The organism is Endozoicomonas sp. NE40 (assembly GCF_040549045.1).
Classification (GTDB): Bacteria; Pseudomonadota; Gammaproteobacteria; order Pseudomonadales; family Endozoicomonadaceae; genus Endozoicomonas_A; species Endozoicomonas_A lisbonensis.
Window position 1 is genome coordinate 1,587,457 of sequence record NZ_JBEWTB010000002.1, and the last position, 14,665, is coordinate 1,602,121.

The 14,665-nt window shown below is 48.1% G+C and carries 16 protein-coding genes; 7 read left to right on the plus strand and 9 right to left on the minus strand.

Features of this window, described 5'->3' with window-relative positions; all coding sequences use genetic code 11:
• Window positions 1-30 precede the first annotated feature (30 nt).
• From V5J35_RS08095 to V5J35_RS08110, 4 genes are all read right to left on the minus strand, one after another.
• Window positions 31-645 (minus strand): VTC domain-containing protein, encoded by a 615-nt coding sequence (locus V5J35_RS08095; RefSeq protein ID WP_354016312.1) that lies wholly within the window; start codon window positions 643-645, stop codon window positions 31-33.
• Entirely contained in the window at window positions 645-3,284 is a 2,640-nt protein-coding gene (locus V5J35_RS08100) for a right-handed parallel beta-helix repeat-containing protein (protein WP_354010764.1), read from the minus strand. Before V5J35_RS08100 ends, V5J35_RS08095 begins: the two co-directional genes overlap by 1 nt.
• Before the next feature lie 2 nt (window positions 3,285-3,286).
• A complete protein-coding gene (locus V5J35_RS08105; RefSeq protein ID WP_354010765.1) occupies window positions 3,287-4,018 on the minus strand; it encodes a DUF4956 domain-containing protein in 732 nt (243 codons plus the stop codon).
• A gap of 149 nt (window positions 4,019-4,167) precedes the next feature.
• The gene (locus V5J35_RS08110) at window positions 4,168-5,382 is read right to left on the minus strand and encodes an MFS transporter (protein WP_354010766.1); all 1,215 of its coding nucleotides are present in this window, start codon (window positions 5,380-5,382) and stop codon (window positions 4,168-4,170) included.
• Window positions 5,383-5,523: 141 nt separating this feature from the next.
• Between V5J35_RS08110 and V5J35_RS08115 the strand changes: the two genes are divergently transcribed.
• Both V5J35_RS08115 and V5J35_RS08120 read left to right on the plus strand, forming a co-directional pair.
• Window positions 5,524-6,417: a LysR family transcriptional regulator gene (locus tag V5J35_RS08115; RefSeq protein WP_354010767.1), complete on the plus strand. Its 894-nt coding sequence runs from the start codon at window positions 5,524-5,526 to the stop codon at window positions 6,415-6,417.
• A gap of 108 nt (window positions 6,418-6,525) precedes the next feature.
• The gene (locus V5J35_RS08120) at window positions 6,526-7,353 is read left to right on the plus strand and encodes a sulfite exporter TauE/SafE family protein (RefSeq protein ID WP_354010768.1); all 828 of its coding nucleotides are present in this window, start codon (window positions 6,526-6,528) and stop codon (window positions 7,351-7,353) included.
• Between the two features lie 69 nt (window positions 7,354-7,422).
• Here V5J35_RS08120 and V5J35_RS08125 read toward each other — a convergent pair whose 3' ends face one another.
• Both V5J35_RS08125 and V5J35_RS08130 read right to left on the minus strand, forming a co-directional pair.
• Window positions 7,423-7,518: a MetS family NSS transporter small subunit gene (locus tag V5J35_RS08125; RefSeq protein ID WP_354010769.1), complete on the minus strand. Its 96-nt coding sequence runs from the start codon at window positions 7,516-7,518 to the stop codon at window positions 7,423-7,425.
• Window positions 7,519-7,520: 2 nt separating this feature from the next.
• Window positions 7,521-9,011 (minus strand): sodium-dependent transporter, encoded by a 1,491-nt coding sequence (locus V5J35_RS08130; RefSeq protein ID WP_354010770.1) that lies wholly within the window; start codon window positions 9,009-9,011, stop codon window positions 7,521-7,523.
• A gap of 77 nt (window positions 9,012-9,088) precedes the next feature.
• Between V5J35_RS08130 and V5J35_RS08135 the strand changes: the two genes are divergently transcribed.
• Window positions 9,089-9,289 (plus strand): hypothetical protein, encoded by a 201-nt coding sequence (locus tag V5J35_RS08135; RefSeq protein WP_354010771.1) that lies wholly within the window; start codon window positions 9,089-9,091, stop codon window positions 9,287-9,289.
• 150 nt (window positions 9,290-9,439) lie between these two features.
• Complete coding sequence (locus tag V5J35_RS08140; protein ID WP_354010772.1) at window positions 9,440-10,159, plus strand: hypothetical protein; 720 nt, start codon at window positions 9,440-9,442, stop codon at window positions 10,157-10,159.
• 53 nt (window positions 10,160-10,212) lie between these two features.
• Here V5J35_RS08140 and V5J35_RS08145 read toward each other — a convergent pair whose 3' ends face one another.
• The 3 genes from V5J35_RS08145 to V5J35_RS08155 are packed head-to-tail and all read right to left on the minus strand — an operon-like array spanning window position 10,213 to window position 11,962.
• The gene (locus tag V5J35_RS08145) at window positions 10,213-10,902 is read right to left on the minus strand and encodes an MliC family protein (RefSeq protein WP_354010773.1); all 690 of its coding nucleotides are present in this window, start codon (window positions 10,900-10,902) and stop codon (window positions 10,213-10,215) included.
• A gap of 41 nt (window positions 10,903-10,943) precedes the next feature.
• Window positions 10,944-11,441 (minus strand): chalcone isomerase family protein, encoded by a 498-nt coding sequence (locus V5J35_RS08150; RefSeq protein ID WP_354010774.1) that lies wholly within the window; start codon window positions 11,439-11,441, stop codon window positions 10,944-10,946.
• The gene (locus tag V5J35_RS08155; RefSeq protein WP_354010775.1) at window positions 11,438-11,962 is read right to left on the minus strand and encodes a DUF2878 domain-containing protein; all 525 of its coding nucleotides are present in this window, start codon (window positions 11,960-11,962) and stop codon (window positions 11,438-11,440) included. The genes V5J35_RS08150 and V5J35_RS08155 overlap by 4 nt, the downstream gene beginning before the upstream one ends.
• A 178-nt stretch (window positions 11,963-12,140) precedes the next feature.
• On the opposite strand from V5J35_RS08155, the gene V5J35_RS08160 reads away from it, so the two are divergent.
• The 3 genes from V5J35_RS08160 to V5J35_RS08170 all read left to right on the plus strand — a co-directional run bounded on the left by V5J35_RS08160 (window position 12,141) and on the right by V5J35_RS08170 (window position 14,529).
• Complete coding sequence (locus V5J35_RS08160) at window positions 12,141-12,818, plus strand: energy transducer TonB (protein ID WP_354010776.1); 678 nt, start codon at window positions 12,141-12,143, stop codon at window positions 12,816-12,818.
• An 85-nt stretch (window positions 12,819-12,903) separates the two neighbouring features.
• The gene (locus V5J35_RS08165) at window positions 12,904-13,824 is read left to right on the plus strand and encodes a DMT family transporter (RefSeq protein ID WP_354010777.1); all 921 of its coding nucleotides are present in this window, start codon (window positions 12,904-12,906) and stop codon (window positions 13,822-13,824) included.
• A gap of 3 nt (window positions 13,825-13,827) precedes the next feature.
• Window positions 13,828-14,529 carry a TVP38/TMEM64 family protein gene (locus V5J35_RS08170; protein ID WP_354010778.1) on the plus strand — a complete coding sequence of 234 codons (702 nt, stop codon included), beginning with the start codon at window positions 13,828-13,830 and terminating at the stop codon, window positions 14,527-14,529.
• Window positions 14,530-14,665 lie beyond the last annotated feature (136 nt).

Here is a 14,665-nt window from a genome sequence, read left to right on the forward strand (position 1 = left end):
TACTTGGAATGTCGCGAAGCGATCATGGGGTCAGGTTCCCATCAAATCAGACAATTCATTTTCAAAATCTCCGGCCGCCTTTAGCTCCAGCAAATAATATTGCCCTAAAGGCTGAGACTGGATCAGATTGGGCCGATCGCTGTAACGCTGGTCATAAACGACAATATTACTGTCTATGGTCGCTCTGATTTTCTGGCAGGCTGAAAGATAATATTCCCTGCTGTAAGAGCAGATCAGAACAGGCATCACACCATTACCCAGAATTATCCGTGCTTCCTCGGGCAACTGGTTGTAACAATCTCTTAACACCGTACGCCAGCTGCTGTTTTCCTGCTGTAAATCAAGAGGCGCATCAAAGATTATCTTGCGCCCTTTACCTGATTTTTTCAGCTTGAATTCCAGCTTTGCCCTGCTGCCGTTATCAATATCTCCATACCAGCGTATGCGATTTTTTTTCCGCTGACTAATCCCATTCAGATTTGTTTCATACATAGCCAGATCACAGCTGTCCAGATACAGGCTATTAACAACCCTCGGAGCATAGTGAGTTGAAAACAACAGAGGATGGGTCTTGAGCCATACCTGAAACCTCTGGGCCTGCGTCATTGGTATTGGAATTTTAACTTCAAACCTGAATTCATCCATTACTTTGGCTTTTCCGATTTCATGATGCCTTTGTACAATGCTTTTATATTCACATCTTCAGAGCCCAAAGCATCACCATCAATCGTCATGACACTGCCTTTTTCAACCAGTGCCTTATCGACGCAGTTAAACCGGACGCAGGAAATATCGTTCGCGATTAATGAAGCCGGACCAAAAATAGGCTTTTTGGTATAACTCATAAGCGAATACTCTTTTATGCGCTCAAGGGTTACATTACTGGCTATCACTTCAGACCGGTCTTTTACAGCGATTGCAACATTGCTGTTTTTTATCGTGCTGTCCTCAACCGTCAACTGGCTCGCCTCTCCGGCAGAGATCGCTTTATCGCTGATGCCCTCAAAATAACTGTTGCTAATCGTCACAACCGAGCCACTGGTATCAAGACCATCACCGCCCGACACCAGACCGACATTGATGAACTGACTGTCGTTGACCTTCCCTTCACAAAAATCACAATCAAAGCCATCAGAGAGGGCATTTCGGATCGTCAGCCGATTGATATCAACCTGACTGTTAATGATATTCAGGGCATCTTCGGAAAGATTGTCCTGAATGGTCAGATTGTCGATCACAACATTCTGATTAATAAAATAAACAGCACCCCTTGGTCGCCAGAACCCTAGTTTTGGATTCCGGGCTTCTGTCACCTGTAAATGGCTGACCTTGCTGCTTTTCACCGAGCCGCTACCAAAAACCGTTAAGCCGGACCAGGCATCACTTTGAGGTTGTTTACTGAATTTGACAGGGCTATTTTCAGTCCCGTTGACAGTGAGTTCACCAAATACCATTAACCCTGAGCCTTCCGAAAACGAAAGTTCAGTACCTGGTTGAATCGTGACTTTCCAGTCTGCCGGAGTCACCAGATAGTCATCAATCTGCCATTTTCCAGCCCGGATTTCCCAGCCATCAGGCAGGCTCTTGATAAATGGGTATTTTTTCAGTGCCGGGGATTCGGAAGGGCGAGGTATAAACGACAAAGCCCCCTTATTAAGAATAAATGAATGAGTTTCTTTCTTTTCCTTTGGATAAGAAGCAAGCACATTCAATAGTCTGGCTTCTTCAGGCAGGGAAATCCTCAGACGCTCACCAGTAGCTACCTGCCTGGGCAAGCCGATAATGTCGGGCTCAATCGCTAATTCACGACCATCAGGGTATACATACTTCACCTCACGCACTTTTAACGGACGGGCATCAGGGTTGAATATCGATAAAACCGGTTCACTATTCACAGAATCATAGGATGTCCTGAACTCCCAGGGCAGAACGACGTCCATCGACTGCATTGGCAAATGCAAATCCGGGCCTAAACCCCGAAACTGTGAACAAGGTTCGTTCTTGTAATCTGTATTCAGGCAATCGGCCTGCTCTTTCATCAAAGCAAGGTCATAATCACCCAGTAACGGGGAGCTTAAATAAAGCTGACGTGTGAACTCTTCCTGCTTTTCCTGAAGCTCGCTGATCAGAGACCCGGAATCGATCTGCTCTCGTAAATGAGTTAATGCTGTCTGATAACTTTTATTGACCGCCTCATCAGAAAGCATTACCCGACTGATCAGGGAATCGTCACTGGGCTTCTTCATTAACCGCATACGCCGTGATACAGAAACATCCACGTCACTCTGAATCGGTTCAAGCCTTGCACTGTGTGGATTATAATACCATCTCCAGTTATTCCAGGTCAGAGCATGCCATGCTCCCCAGACATCCACCGTGGCCAGATATTGCCCCAGTTTTTCAACATCAAATACATCACTTGCTGGTCGCTTGCCATTAAGAAAGTCGCTGATCAGGCTCATGGCTACTCTGCGCTGATTCGCCAACGCCTCTTTTTTCAGCACTTTACTTTTTTGAATCACCCGGGGCTTGAGTTCACGATGCACCCGACCACTGGCATCGGTGGTTTCAGACAGCAGATCCAGACGAACGACCAGCCCTTCCGTTCTATTGCTTCCTGCCAGCAAGTCCTGACCAAAAGCCTGCTCCAGCAACATAACGCCCCAGTCATCCCCGTTAACAATGACCTTCACGGGTATCGTCTTCGGCGAGATAATATCAAAACCCGCCAGTTCCATGGTCTGCCTGAACAGCTCAGGCCCCTGGTGCTGGCGAACACTGGAACTGATTAAAGCAAAACGGGAGGTCGAGAATATCGCCTTTCCCTTTTTTAAGCTGACACGTATCGACCACCGGTCAGACCCGTTGACATGGTCAAGCATGTCACCCTGCAACCGGAAATCAGCTTTATAAGCCGTGCGACCATAATACAAAGTACCTTTCGCCGTTTTTCTGTCTTCAGGAATTCGTCCCGAAGCCATTGCCAGCTTTCGATCCTCAGACAACTTTCGCATTTCTTTGTATTTAATATCCAGCCGCAAAACCGGGTGGTCACGATCTGCTGAAATAAACTTTTGAGGCGCTTTAGTGACATCACTGACAAACTGAACGGCTTTATCCTGAGAGTTTGTGTGTGATACACGGTACCCTCCATGAATCAACAGCACCCTTACCAGATCCAGAGAAGGCAGCAAAAGTATCAAACTCAGAGACAGCGCTCCCCAAAAAAACCACTTCTCTCTTTTGGAAATAAAACTGGCTCGACGATCAAGGCGTAGCTTCATGGCTAAAGACCTGAGATATCGTTTTGTTCAAGTATCGATATTTCAACATGATCAAACTTGTTGTTCAGCTCGTTCATGATCGAATCCAGTTCTCCCGCGCTGTCCACATTGATAAAGAACAGTGCGTCAACTTTTGATTCAGAAAAATCAAGCCGACTGAGTTCCATTCTTGTTACATAATTAATGAGCACATTCTTCAGGCCGGAAAGAATAGCCTCTTTTGATGTGCCAGCTTCCATCGCGTAACTGACCGAAAGAAACAGAGCGTTTTCATGGAAAGACTGTGCAGTCTTCTTTCTGGAAAATATTAATAGCACAAGGATAATAAAGCAGGCAGCAATAGCGGCAAACGTTTGCCCCGCACCGAGTGCGATCGCTATACCAATATTCAGAAAGAGATACACCAATTCCTCGGGCTCTTTAATGGGGGTTCTGAATCGTACAATAGATAAGGCACCAACAAGACCAAGAGCAAGTGCCAGAGAAGCCTTAACAACGGTAATAATCAGAATAATCGACAACATCAGAGTCGGAAACAGTCTGGAAAAATCCTTTCGATTACCAAAGGCCTTTGAGTATTTCCTGAAATGGATCCCTATGAGGTTAGCCAGAGCATAACCAATAAGCAGGTTCAGAGCCAATGCTGCCAGGCTGATACTGGCATAAGGAAACAATGTAGACTTGATATCCTGTGGTAGATAGGAAATCAATAAGGGGTCAACGGATTCCAACATGCTTCAACCTTCCTCTCTTAAGCCTTTATTCTTATCCCGTGTTGGGGTTAATGGCATAAACAGCCCGCTCGTCCCAACCTACAGGTCAAACACAGTGAATTCGTGTACTAGGGCTTGTATCGACAGGTTTCAGAAATATTTAATCCGGCTTAAAAGACTTGAGGATTGCGTGCTGCTTTTGTCCCTCCCCGCTCAAACCTCATCAGCCTGAGTGCCATAACAGAAATGACCATATAGAGTACCCCGCCCCCCAGCACAACCCCCGCCCAGCCTTGCATCTCCCAGCAGGCTATCAGGTAAAATCCCCCCAAACCGCCACCGCCATAATAATGTACGAGATATAAAGCATTGGCTGTTGCCTTCGCTTTGGTGGCCTTCTGGCTGACCCAGCCATAGGTCATGGAGTGCGAGAAAAACGACCCACTGCTAATCAACAGCAGACCAACAATCATTGCCAGCACACTTTCATGAAGTGCCACCAGGGTTCCCAGAAAGCTGGCAGCAGTTCCCAGAAGAATACCTGACGAAACGGAAAATCTTGATTTCCAGTGACCACTCAAACGCGCCGTGACACTACCACTGAGGTAACAGAGGAAAATCATGGAAGCAACGCTGACTGGCATGAAATAAGGGGGAGCAACCAGACGTAACCCCATCACTGAGAACAGATTGACGAACAGGGCAAAATTAACGCCACCAATCAGCATGGCTGTCCACAATTCAGGGGTTCCGATATGAGCAATCACCTGACGTATATGGGCGCGCAGACTGACTTCAGGCTGTGGTGAAAAGTGCTTTGCCCCGGGCAGCAGCAGATAAACAGCAACAGCCCCTGCCAGACTGAACAGTGCCACAACAACAACAGCTGTTTGCCAGCCCCAGTGCTGAGAGATCACACCGCCAAGCACCCGGCTGGTAATCCCCCCAAAAGAGTTAGCGCTGACATAGGCACCAACGGCTATTAACAAAGCCTTCGGCGAGAACTCCTCAGCCATATACGCCACAGCCACCGCCGCAAAGCCAGCCAGGGCAGCACCCATGGCAGCCCGGGCGAGGGTGAGGGCAAACAACGAATCGGCAGCCAGAACAAACAACCCTACCACTGGCAGAAGGAACAGGCTGACCATCATGACTCTATATCGCCCAACAATTTCAGAGCAGATCGCCCAGGGAATCAGCGTGATCGATAATGCCAGTGAACCACCCGCTACCAGCCAGTTCACCCGGATAGCACTGACCGAAAACTCTTCGGCCATAACCGGCAGCAATGGTTGGAAAAGATAGAGGTTACAGAAGATCAGGAAGCCACCTAATCCCAGGGCAAAGCGAGCCCGGCGATATTCCCTGGTATTTATATCAATCATGAGCCTGAACAGTGTTTTTTTTCCTTGAATACCTTGAACACTAACAAGCCCATGGGAATAATAAAAATATATAATAAATATCAGATCGATATACTTTTTTAATAATTATCAATTTTAATAATTATCAATGGTGGATTAATAATGAACCCCCGTCATCTCCACTACTTCGTCACGCTGGCCGAGACAGGCAATTTCACCAGAGCATCACAGAAACTTCATATTGCCCAACCGGCTCTCAGCATTGCCATTAAAAAACTGGAACACCAGTTTGATATGCAACTGTTTCACCGGAATGAACTTCATCACAATGAACGGCGCGTCACGCTCACCAGCGAAGGCAGCGTATTACTGATTCATGCCCAGCGGATTCTGCAACAGATTGACGACGCCAGGCTGGCGATGGCTGAGCTGAAAGGGCTGGAAAAAGGCGAAGTAAAACTGGGCGTACCCAATATGCTGGGGTCCTACTATTTTCCTGAGATATTAATGGCGTTTAAAAGCCGCTACCCCAACATAAAACTCACCCTGGTTGAAGCGGGCAGCCACTCTATCCGGAAAAAGCTGCTTGAGGGAGAACTTGACCTGGGCATTGTCAGCAGTGATCAGGTTGAAGACGAACTCGTGTCCAAACACCTGTTCAATTCTGAAATTACGGCGGTAGTGGGTAAACATCACCGGTTCAGCGGGAAATCCGTTCTTACTTTTGACGACTTCTTTCAGGAAGAGCTGGCCATGTTCAAGTCTGGCTATTTTCATCGTGAATACATTGATGCCGTGTGCAGGAAATATGACTTTTCCCCCAGGTATGCCTTTGAAACCAACCTGCTCCCAATGATCCTCAGCACGGTAAGGCACGAGTTTGCCATCACTGCCCTGCTGAAAATGGTCGCCGACTACGAGGATGATGTGATTCCCATCCCATTTGCCAAACCGATCAAACTGGATATCGCCATCAGCTGGCGCAAGAACGGTTACCTGTCGATTGCAGAACGTGCTTTTATTGATTTTTTAACGACAGAGGTCAATAGCCAATGACCTGCAGGTAACTATTTTGACCATTGACAAGCATGAAAAGCGCTACAATGAAAACCGTTATATCTCATAACCTTACCGACTATAACGTGTTACACCTGTACCAGAATCATGACTCTGTTGATTGGATTATTCATTGGACTGGTCCTTGGCCTGACTGGCGCCGGTGGTTCAGTATTTGCTGTACCACTGCTTTTACTCGTGCATGTTCCCCTGCATCAGGCCATCGGTCTTTCACTGGGTGCCGTCGCTATCAGCGCAGCTATAGGCGCTATCAATAAGCTGCCTTCCGGACAAATTCAATGGTTGCCTGCTGTTATTTTCTTAACCTTAGGCATGATCACCGCCCCTCTTGGCAACTGGCTGAATCATTTTATTGAAGAAGCTTATTTATTAACGGGATTTTGTATACTGGTTTTGATTGTTGCCTCAAGGCTCTGGCATCAGGCAGAAAAACAATCCGATCATACCTATTCAGTTCGTGCCACTTCAGATCGTACCGCTAAGGATATATCCGATTCAGAAAGCTGTGCCAGCTCTGGCCTCGTCAATAATACGGGGAATAAAATCAGCGCCAGATGCTTTATCCCGCTCAGCCTTGGGGCAATGGTCACAGGCCTTCTGTCCGGGCTATTCGGCATAGGCGGCGGTTTTCTGATCATCCCCACCCTTTTATACCTGACAGAAATCAGCATGAAACAAGCGGTTGCAACTTCGTTAGTCATTATTACTGCTGTCAGTACATCCGGTTTTGTCAGTTTTACGCTCTCAAATCCCTTACCCGACCTTAATATGCTTATGCGTTTAGCCATTGCCGGGAGCATTGGCATGCTGGCAGGTTCGCAAATCGGCCAGCACATTACCGGGCCTAAGCTTCAAAAAACCTTTGCCGTACTCATGGTCATCATTGCCTCTGTAACGTTAGTACGACATCTATAGAGTTTTAAACAACAAGCGACCAGCATTCGACGTAAACCGAATGATGGTCGCTTGTTTTCCCTCTGAAAACTACTGATTATTCATCGCCTTGCGAATACACAGGCTGGCACCACCAACGGTTACACCAAACCCAAACACCATCATTAAAATTGCGCCAACTGTCATGATCAGGCCTCCGCCGCAAAATTAGAAGATAATGGACGGCTTTGTGTCAGCAGTGTGGAAAGAACCAGCATCACCGCCATCAAGCCCCAACCCAGTAACAGGATGTCAGACGTTGCATAACCACCGTAGTTTTCCGTTACGGCAGTGACCAGATTGGTCGCCACAATCACCAGCAGAATACCAACACTCATAAAGCGCAGGCAGAAAGTCCACCAGCTACCCACCGTAAACTCGGAAATACCGTTTATATGGCCCTGCAGCTCTGGCAGCTTCCGGAACACCCAGCAAACCAGAACCAGTTCGACCAGACAGCTACCCAGCAGGGCAACGTTATTCATAAAGTAATCAACCAGATCCAGCAGCAGCAAACCACCATTGGTCGCAAAGGCCAGAGAAATCAAAGCTCCCGTACCACACATAACCGATGCGGCTTTCTTACGACTCCAGCCCAGTTTATCCATAACCGAAGAGGTGACCGCCTCGACGATAGAAATGTGTGAACTCAGGCCAGCCACCACCAGGGCAGCAAAGAATACAGGACCAAGCAGCCAGGGCATTGGCAGCATGTTGATCGCCGTAGGAATGGTGACAAACGCCAGACCAACACCGGCACTCACCACTTCAGTAATACCTACGCCCTGTTGAGCCGCCATATAACCCAGAACCGAGAAGATCATGACACCCGCGAGCAGAGAGAAGCCGCAGTTAATAAATACGGTCATAAAGGCATTGTTGTTGATGTCGGATTTTTCAGGCAGATAGCTGGAGTACGCCAGCATAATGGCAAAACCAACGCTCAGGGTGAAGAAGATCTGACCATAGGCCGCGCTCCAGACTTTGGGATCAGACAGTTTGCTGAAATCCGGCTGGAACATCCAGTTCAGACCATCCACTGCACCCGGCAGAGTCAGTACGCGTAAGGTGAACAGCACCACCATAATGAACAGAACCGGGATCATAACCTTACCCAAGCGTTCGATACCACCGCGAACACCGGTAAATACTGCAAAGAAAGTCACGCACCATGCCAGCAGCAGGGGAACCACAATATGCCATTGCAATGAACCCAGAGACGTTGGGCTATGGTCGCCCAGACGCAGATATTCACCAAAGAAAAAGGCATTGGCATCAGCTCCCCAGCCCTGGGAAACCGACAGGCCGAAATAAGACATGCCCCAGCCAATAATCACCACGTAGTAACAGGCAATCACTGCCGCGATAAACACCTGAAACCAGCCAAGGACCTCCGTCGGTGCCGACAGCCTGGCAAACACTTTAGGCGCTGAACCGCGCATTTTGTGTCCAAGGCCAAACTCCATAATCATAAAGGGAATACCTGCCGTCAACATGGCGACAAAGTAAGGGATAAGAAACGCACCTCCCCCGTTTTCATAAGCCATGTAGGGGAAACGCCAGATGTTTCCCAGTCCGATTGCTGAGCCGACTGCAGCAAGAATAAACCCGGTGCGCGAAGCCCACTGTTCTCGTTTCATAATTACTCCGAAACTGCAAAACTCTTTCATGCCTGTTGTCATCTGGCACGAAAAAGTACGAGAAAAAGTGATGGTTAATGAAGCGATTCAGGCGGTATGCCTTACTGGCTTCAGGTGTCGCAAAAAATGAAAGCGTTTATTATTGTGAACATTTTTTTGTCACCTTCGGTGATGAAAAAATGTTTCATTCGCTCAAGGCTGTTTATGCCTGTTTGTCTGTACTTCCGGTCATGCTGGGTGACAGTCATAACAGGAATGCGACGGGCGCAGCCGGGTAAGCTGCTGATACGATATAAACAAAACGACATTGATAGTTTATTGATCCGTATCAACAAACCATTACTGAATCATAAACTATATGACTGTCACGCTCCTGGAAGGAGTGAGCCTCTATAATATCCGTTTATTAATTGAACAGAGGCGGCATAATGGTCAACGGGTTTGTATTTGCATTGGTCTTATGTTTTTCAACCGCTTCCATTTTTGCTGATAATCCCACCACCAGAGGTTATCTCATTATAAATATGACAGGCCTTCTGCCACATTCACTGGATGGATATTCGTTTTATCTGGCTGACGAGAATGGCCATAGAGTATTGCTAAACAGGATAACCGAGCTGCCAACAGAGGTTGCAAGTGAACAGTTCACTCAAGACGCCTACTATTATGGCACCTTCCACATTGGGGCAATCAGGGGCGAATATTATACCAGAACCTTTGCGCCAACCTTCTTTTTTTCCTTTGACCTGCCAACCGAAACTCCCTATCAATTTTATGAGGATCAGGAGCCTTCCCCCTCCTATTACCGGTTGCTCTATTTAGATAACGCCGGCAATCATACATACAGCTTTGTTAACAATGCATTTGAGGTGGGCAATAGCGGCTTTTTGCCCGCTGCTTTACATCAATTTGATGGTTCAGATTTAAGATGGTGGACAAGTCGTTGGAATGGATACATTGGAGGCCCGGTAGTCTACTTTCCTCAGCAGCCACATGTCGAATTTTCCCACGGGATGGGAGGCCCACAAAGGACACTTTATACAACGTTGATATTACCCTCAGCCAATACCAGCCAGAGCCATTCTGAAGGCTACAGCAGAAACCCGGCAGATAATTCTGGCAGGGGTTGCGAAAGCCAGTCCTGGTGACCAGGAAGCCCTGCCGAATTATAAAGTAGCCGGGCTTTAAAACGATTGAGTGTTTACGGATAGAGCGGGTTCAGGATCATTCCACACCCTGTCAGAGGTCTTCCGTCCACAACCAGGCTGACACTCACGTCAAAGCGATCACCTTTCATGGTATCAACACAAGGCTTGTCTTCTATCGACAGCCAGAGGCTGTGCTCTGCATCTCTGGCGGCAAATACGAGGGGACTTTTATTGGCATGGCTCGATTTCGGAGTCGCAATCCTGAACGACACTGTGCCGTAGTCACCAACGTACAGCATGTCACCTTTCCGGCTCAGCTCCAGTTTCCAGCCCGGTTCGTTCCCCATGGCAATGAAATCAGCCCCCCGGTAACGGGCGTCTTCCCAAAGGCTTTTGCGGCGGTCAATCTGGCATTTGTAGCGTTGGGAACCATCGTTAAAATATGCCTCGTCTCCTTTTCCCTGCAGGCTTATTTTACCAAGACTGTAATGAAAACCTGACGCCACCTGATTTTGCCTTAATGTGTGAGAGCCATCTTTTAAATCAACGGTGATCGTATTTTCCGTTCCATGAGCCGGAAAGCCAAAACCTTTATCACACTGATAATAAAAAGCAGAACCCGCCTTACTGGTCAACGGCAGGCGCTGTTCGGTTTTATTATTTACGGCTGTTGACGAAGCACAACCTGCCAGTATCAGGCAGGCCGTCAAAGCCCCTGAACGTTTCAGAGACACAACACTCATGGAAATACTCCGGGGTAAGCAAAGCAATGAACACAGTATACCTAATTCCTGCCAAGTAACTGCAGCCTGAGTTTGGGGTATGCCGTTTTCGGAGACAGCCAGATATTAATGAAGGCTCTTGAAAAATCAGCCTCAATGGGGGAACCAAGCTGTTTACCTGCCAGAAAAAACAAACCACCACTACCTGAAAGTACAAAAGTCAACTGATCACCTTTGCTCACATCAGGCCATATTCTCTCAAGCTCTGCCAACCATAAAACCCGGCGGTCATCTGAAATTCCAAGGTGCTGCCATTGATCACTGGTCGCCTTCAGAAGGGCTTCCCTGTCAATGTCCCGCCGGTAAGTGATCAGCAGGGCTAACTGTTTCTGATCAGCTGCGTAATGCCCTGTTGGTGTTCGCAGCTCAGAATCATAGATTGTCCAGAAGCCCCAGGTTAGTTTGCCCTGACCAACCGTTTGCCACTCATGCCAGCTTAAAGTACTGGCCTGAGACTGGAAACTGAACAGCATAAGACAGATCGAAAGTATCAGTTTCATTGGTTAACATCCTTGTATGAGAATTTATCGAAAATTTTTACCATCCAGAGCGCCAGCACGGAAAAAAGCACCCAGCAAATGGCGACTATTCCTGCCGACTTCATCAGCCCCAGCGCCAGTGTCACTGCGCCCAGCCGCTCTCCTGCAAGGTAACTGACAGTGCCTCCCACGCATCCCAGAGCAACGATAATAACGGGCGCTCTGGCTAGAATACTCTTTCGAATACACCACAGAAAAGTAGAGAAGCCCAGCCACAAAACCACCAGCCAGACCGGAAAAGCTTCATCAAAGGCATACACTCCGATATGGGCCAGTGAAACATCCATCACTATTCCGGGAAGAGCAAGAGATACAGCAAACGGAAATCCGCCGCGAATATACCACCAGCTGATCAACAGCATGCCACAAGAGAGCCAGATGTATTGTGTCTGACCAATAACGGTGACAAGCCAGAAAAGATTAAACACTGCTCCGGCAGTCACGATCTTAGCGTTTTCAGACATATCATTGAGCATTTCCATTGCAACAATCCATTAAGCCCACTAAAGGAACTGCTTATCGTTACGGCTCTCATCGCTTTTCAGATCAAGCTTCACATAAAAGTTAAATTTATTTCCAGACACCCACTCTCTGTGACGCTACAATTCTGTCGTTTTACATTGCCATGAGGATGGCATTATTAAACCCATCGCCTCATTTTTGCTTGTTTCTTCTACGGTACACGCAGCCATTCTGCTGAATAATGCCTGGTGGGCAAAACCCGCTGAGCCCGACCTGACTCCTTATAACCGAACCATCCGTCTGAAACTGAACCCGCTTCCCGTTTATAAAGAAGTTTCGATTCAGACAAAGCCATCCGTTTCCGAATTACCGGAACCAGCAGAGACCGCTCCTCCCCCCTCACAATCCAAAAAGCCAGCACCACAAAAGACCCAGACCATTCAACGTCCTGCCCCTGTTTCCCGAACCCGGAAAATAGCAGAACCGGTTGAAGCAGAACGGCAGAGAATGCCTGCAGAAGCCGTCCCTCTCACCGCCATGTCACCTGAAACCTCAAAACCAGACGCTTACCCGTCACAAGCACCCAGTCAGGCCAGCGACTTTGAACAGTGGCTGGCAACGTTACAACACGCTATTAACCAGAACAAAACCTACCCCTACCAGGCTCGACGTCGAAACCTGTCCGGAAGCGTTGAAGTCATGCTGGAAGTGAATCCGGATGGCTCGCTGATTAAAGCTGAGATTACCCGTGGCAGAAAAGTGTTTCACAACAGTACTCTCAGAGCCATTCGAAATGCTTTTCCTGCGTCACGGACTCACAAAGACAGCCCTGTTACTGTTCATCTGACTGTCCACTACCAGCTCAGACAGCCCTGAAGCCCCGGTACTTTTTCAAATATAAAGATGAACGTTAGTACTATATGATGTCGGGCTCCAACGACTTCTAACAAGCGTCACCCGAATGACTCAAACCAATAAAGCCGATATTGTTGTCTTTCTGACAACTATTCTGGCCGCTGCCGGCTGGATATTTACCAAAATGGCAACCGGAGGGATGCCTGCACTTCTGTTTCTTGGACTGCGCTTTACCTGTGCTGGCCTGGTGGTTTTGTTATTTTGCACAAAGCAGCTAAAGCAGCTTTCTGGTAAGCAGCTTCTTATGGCAACCCAGACCGGACTGGTTCAGGCCATTGGCCTGGCTATCTGGGTGACGGCGATCAGTCTGTCAGAACAGTTAAGCGAAGGTGCCTTTATCACCAGCACATTGGTGATTATGGTGCCTTTTGTCGGCCGACTGTTTTTCGGAACCTCGATCCAGCGAGAGGTTTTAATTGCTCTGCCACTGGCTTGTGCCGGACTGGCACTGCTGGCACTGGACACCAGCTGGCAGTTCGAGCCTGCGCAACTTCTGTTTCTGACTTCAGCCCTGTTTTTTGCCCTGCATATCAACCTGCTCAGCCACTTTGGCAAAGGGATACCGGCTTTGCCAATGACCAGCATTCAACTGCTGACGGTCGGAATGGTCGGACTGCTGGGTTTCAGCCTGTTTGAAACCTTGCCAGCCAGCATCAGTCCGGATATCTGGTGGTGGCTTACCGCTTCGGTTCTGCTGGCTACCAGCCTGAGATACTTTTTACAGACCTGGGGCTTTAAATACTCCAACCCCACTTATGCAGCAGTCATCATGATTCTGGAACCGGTATGGACATCACTGCTGAGTGTTTTATGGCTTGGAGAATCACTGACCGGCCGTAACATCGCCGGTTGCCTGATTATTCTGGCTGCTCTGTTGATAACCCGCTATCAACAACTGCTTGATCTGTTCCCGGAAAAAAACGCGGCAGCCATAGACACTTTCTGCGAGGCAAAGCAGAAATACTGACCTATGAAAATCCGCGCCTTTCTGACAGACAATAGGAAAAGCCTTCTGGGCCTCGGCCTGTTGAGCTGCATGCCTCTGGTGTTCAGCTCACTGGCTGCCGCCCTGCTACTTCACAACGAGTCATGGCTGCTTGGGCTAGATACTATGCAATGGCTGCCACTGTACCTGCTGAGTGCAATAACCATGGCACTGGCCATGACACCCAGCACCTTTATTGCCCTGATCAGTGGTTATTTCCTTGGCTGGGACGCCACGGCATTTATGCTGGCAGCCTACCTTCTGGCCTCGGCGCTGGGTTATAAAGCCGGCCAGTTTCTGGACGGCGGACGCCTTCTCAGAAGCCTTCACCAGCAGGCAAAAGTTCGACAGTTTCTTGATGGGCTGCGTCTTCAGGAATGGCCCCTGATGATCATGGTGAGACTATCCCCCGTGCTGCCCTTTTCCGTTATGAACCTGTTAATGCCTGCGATAAAAGTCCGGTTCAATACCTTTCTGGTCGCCGGGTTCTTTGGAATGCTGCCAAGAACGCTGTTTTCTATCTGGCTGGGCATTCAGGCCAAGGGGCTTATAAACCTGCTGCAATCCCCTGACGACAATCCTTCCAGTGCTATTTTTTTGATATTTTTGACTGTTCTGTCGGTTGGCGGGCTGGTCTGGCTTATCCAGAGAACAGCACGGCAAATATTATCAGGAAATAATCATTAACCTGCATAATTTCGACTACGCTTATCACCATCACAAACAGCCATGAGCGGAAAGTGCAGTTCACTCCGAAGCATGAAAATGGGTGCAGAGTTTGAAGAACTGCATTTTCATAGTAAAAAGTGCATACCGATAAGCT

Bases quoted from the DNA above. Each gene is read 5' to 3' on its own strand.
- V5J35_RS08105 (WP_354010765.1), bottom strand. From the start codon at position 4,018: ATGTTGGAATCCGTTGACCCCTTATTGATTTCCTATCTACCACAGGAT.
- V5J35_RS08170 (WP_354010778.1), top strand. From the start codon at position 13,828: ATGAAAATCCGCGCCTTTCTGACAGACAATAGGAAAAGCCTTCTGGGC.
- V5J35_RS08110 (WP_354010766.1), bottom strand. From the start codon at position 5,382: ATGATTGATATAAATACCAGGGAATATCGCCGGGCTCGCTTTGCCCTG.
- V5J35_RS08095 (WP_354016312.1), bottom strand. From the start codon at position 645: ATGGATGAATTCAGGTTTGAAGTTAAAATTCCAATACCAATGACGCAG.
- V5J35_RS08115 (WP_354010767.1), top strand. From the start codon at position 5,524: ATGAACCCCCGTCATCTCCACTACTTCGTCACGCTGGCCGAGACAGGC.
- V5J35_RS08145 (WP_354010773.1), bottom strand. From the start codon at position 10,902: ATGAGTGTTGTGTCTCTGAAACGTTCAGGGGCTTTGACGGCCTGCCTG.
- V5J35_RS08135 (WP_354010771.1), top strand. From the start codon at position 9,089: ATGAAGCGATTCAGGCGGTATGCCTTACTGGCTTCAGGTGTCGCAAAA.
- V5J35_RS08100 (WP_354010764.1), bottom strand. From the start codon at position 3,284: ATGAAGCTACGCCTTGATCGTCGAGCCAGTTTTATTTCCAAAAGAGAG.
- V5J35_RS08165 (WP_354010777.1), top strand. From the start codon at position 12,904: ATGACTCAAACCAATAAAGCCGATATTGTTGTCTTTCTGACAACTATT.
- V5J35_RS08155 (WP_354010775.1), bottom strand. From the start codon at position 11,962: ATGGAAATGCTCAATGATATGTCTGAAAACGCTAAGATCGTGACTGCC.
- V5J35_RS08120 (WP_354010768.1), top strand. From the start codon at position 6,526: ATGACTCTGTTGATTGGATTATTCATTGGACTGGTCCTTGGCCTGACT.
- V5J35_RS08130 (WP_354010770.1), bottom strand. From the start codon at position 9,011: ATGAAACGAGAACAGTGGGCTTCGCGCACCGGGTTTATTCTTGCTGCA.
- V5J35_RS08150 (WP_354010774.1), bottom strand. From the start codon at position 11,441: ATGAAACTGATACTTTCGATCTGTCTTATGCTGTTCAGTTTCCAGTCT.
- V5J35_RS08140 (WP_354010772.1), top strand. From the start codon at position 9,440: ATGGTCAACGGGTTTGTATTTGCATTGGTCTTATGTTTTTCAACCGCT.
- V5J35_RS08125 (WP_354010769.1), bottom strand. From the start codon at position 7,518: ATGACAGTTGGCGCAATTTTAATGATGGTGTTTGGGTTTGGTGTAACC.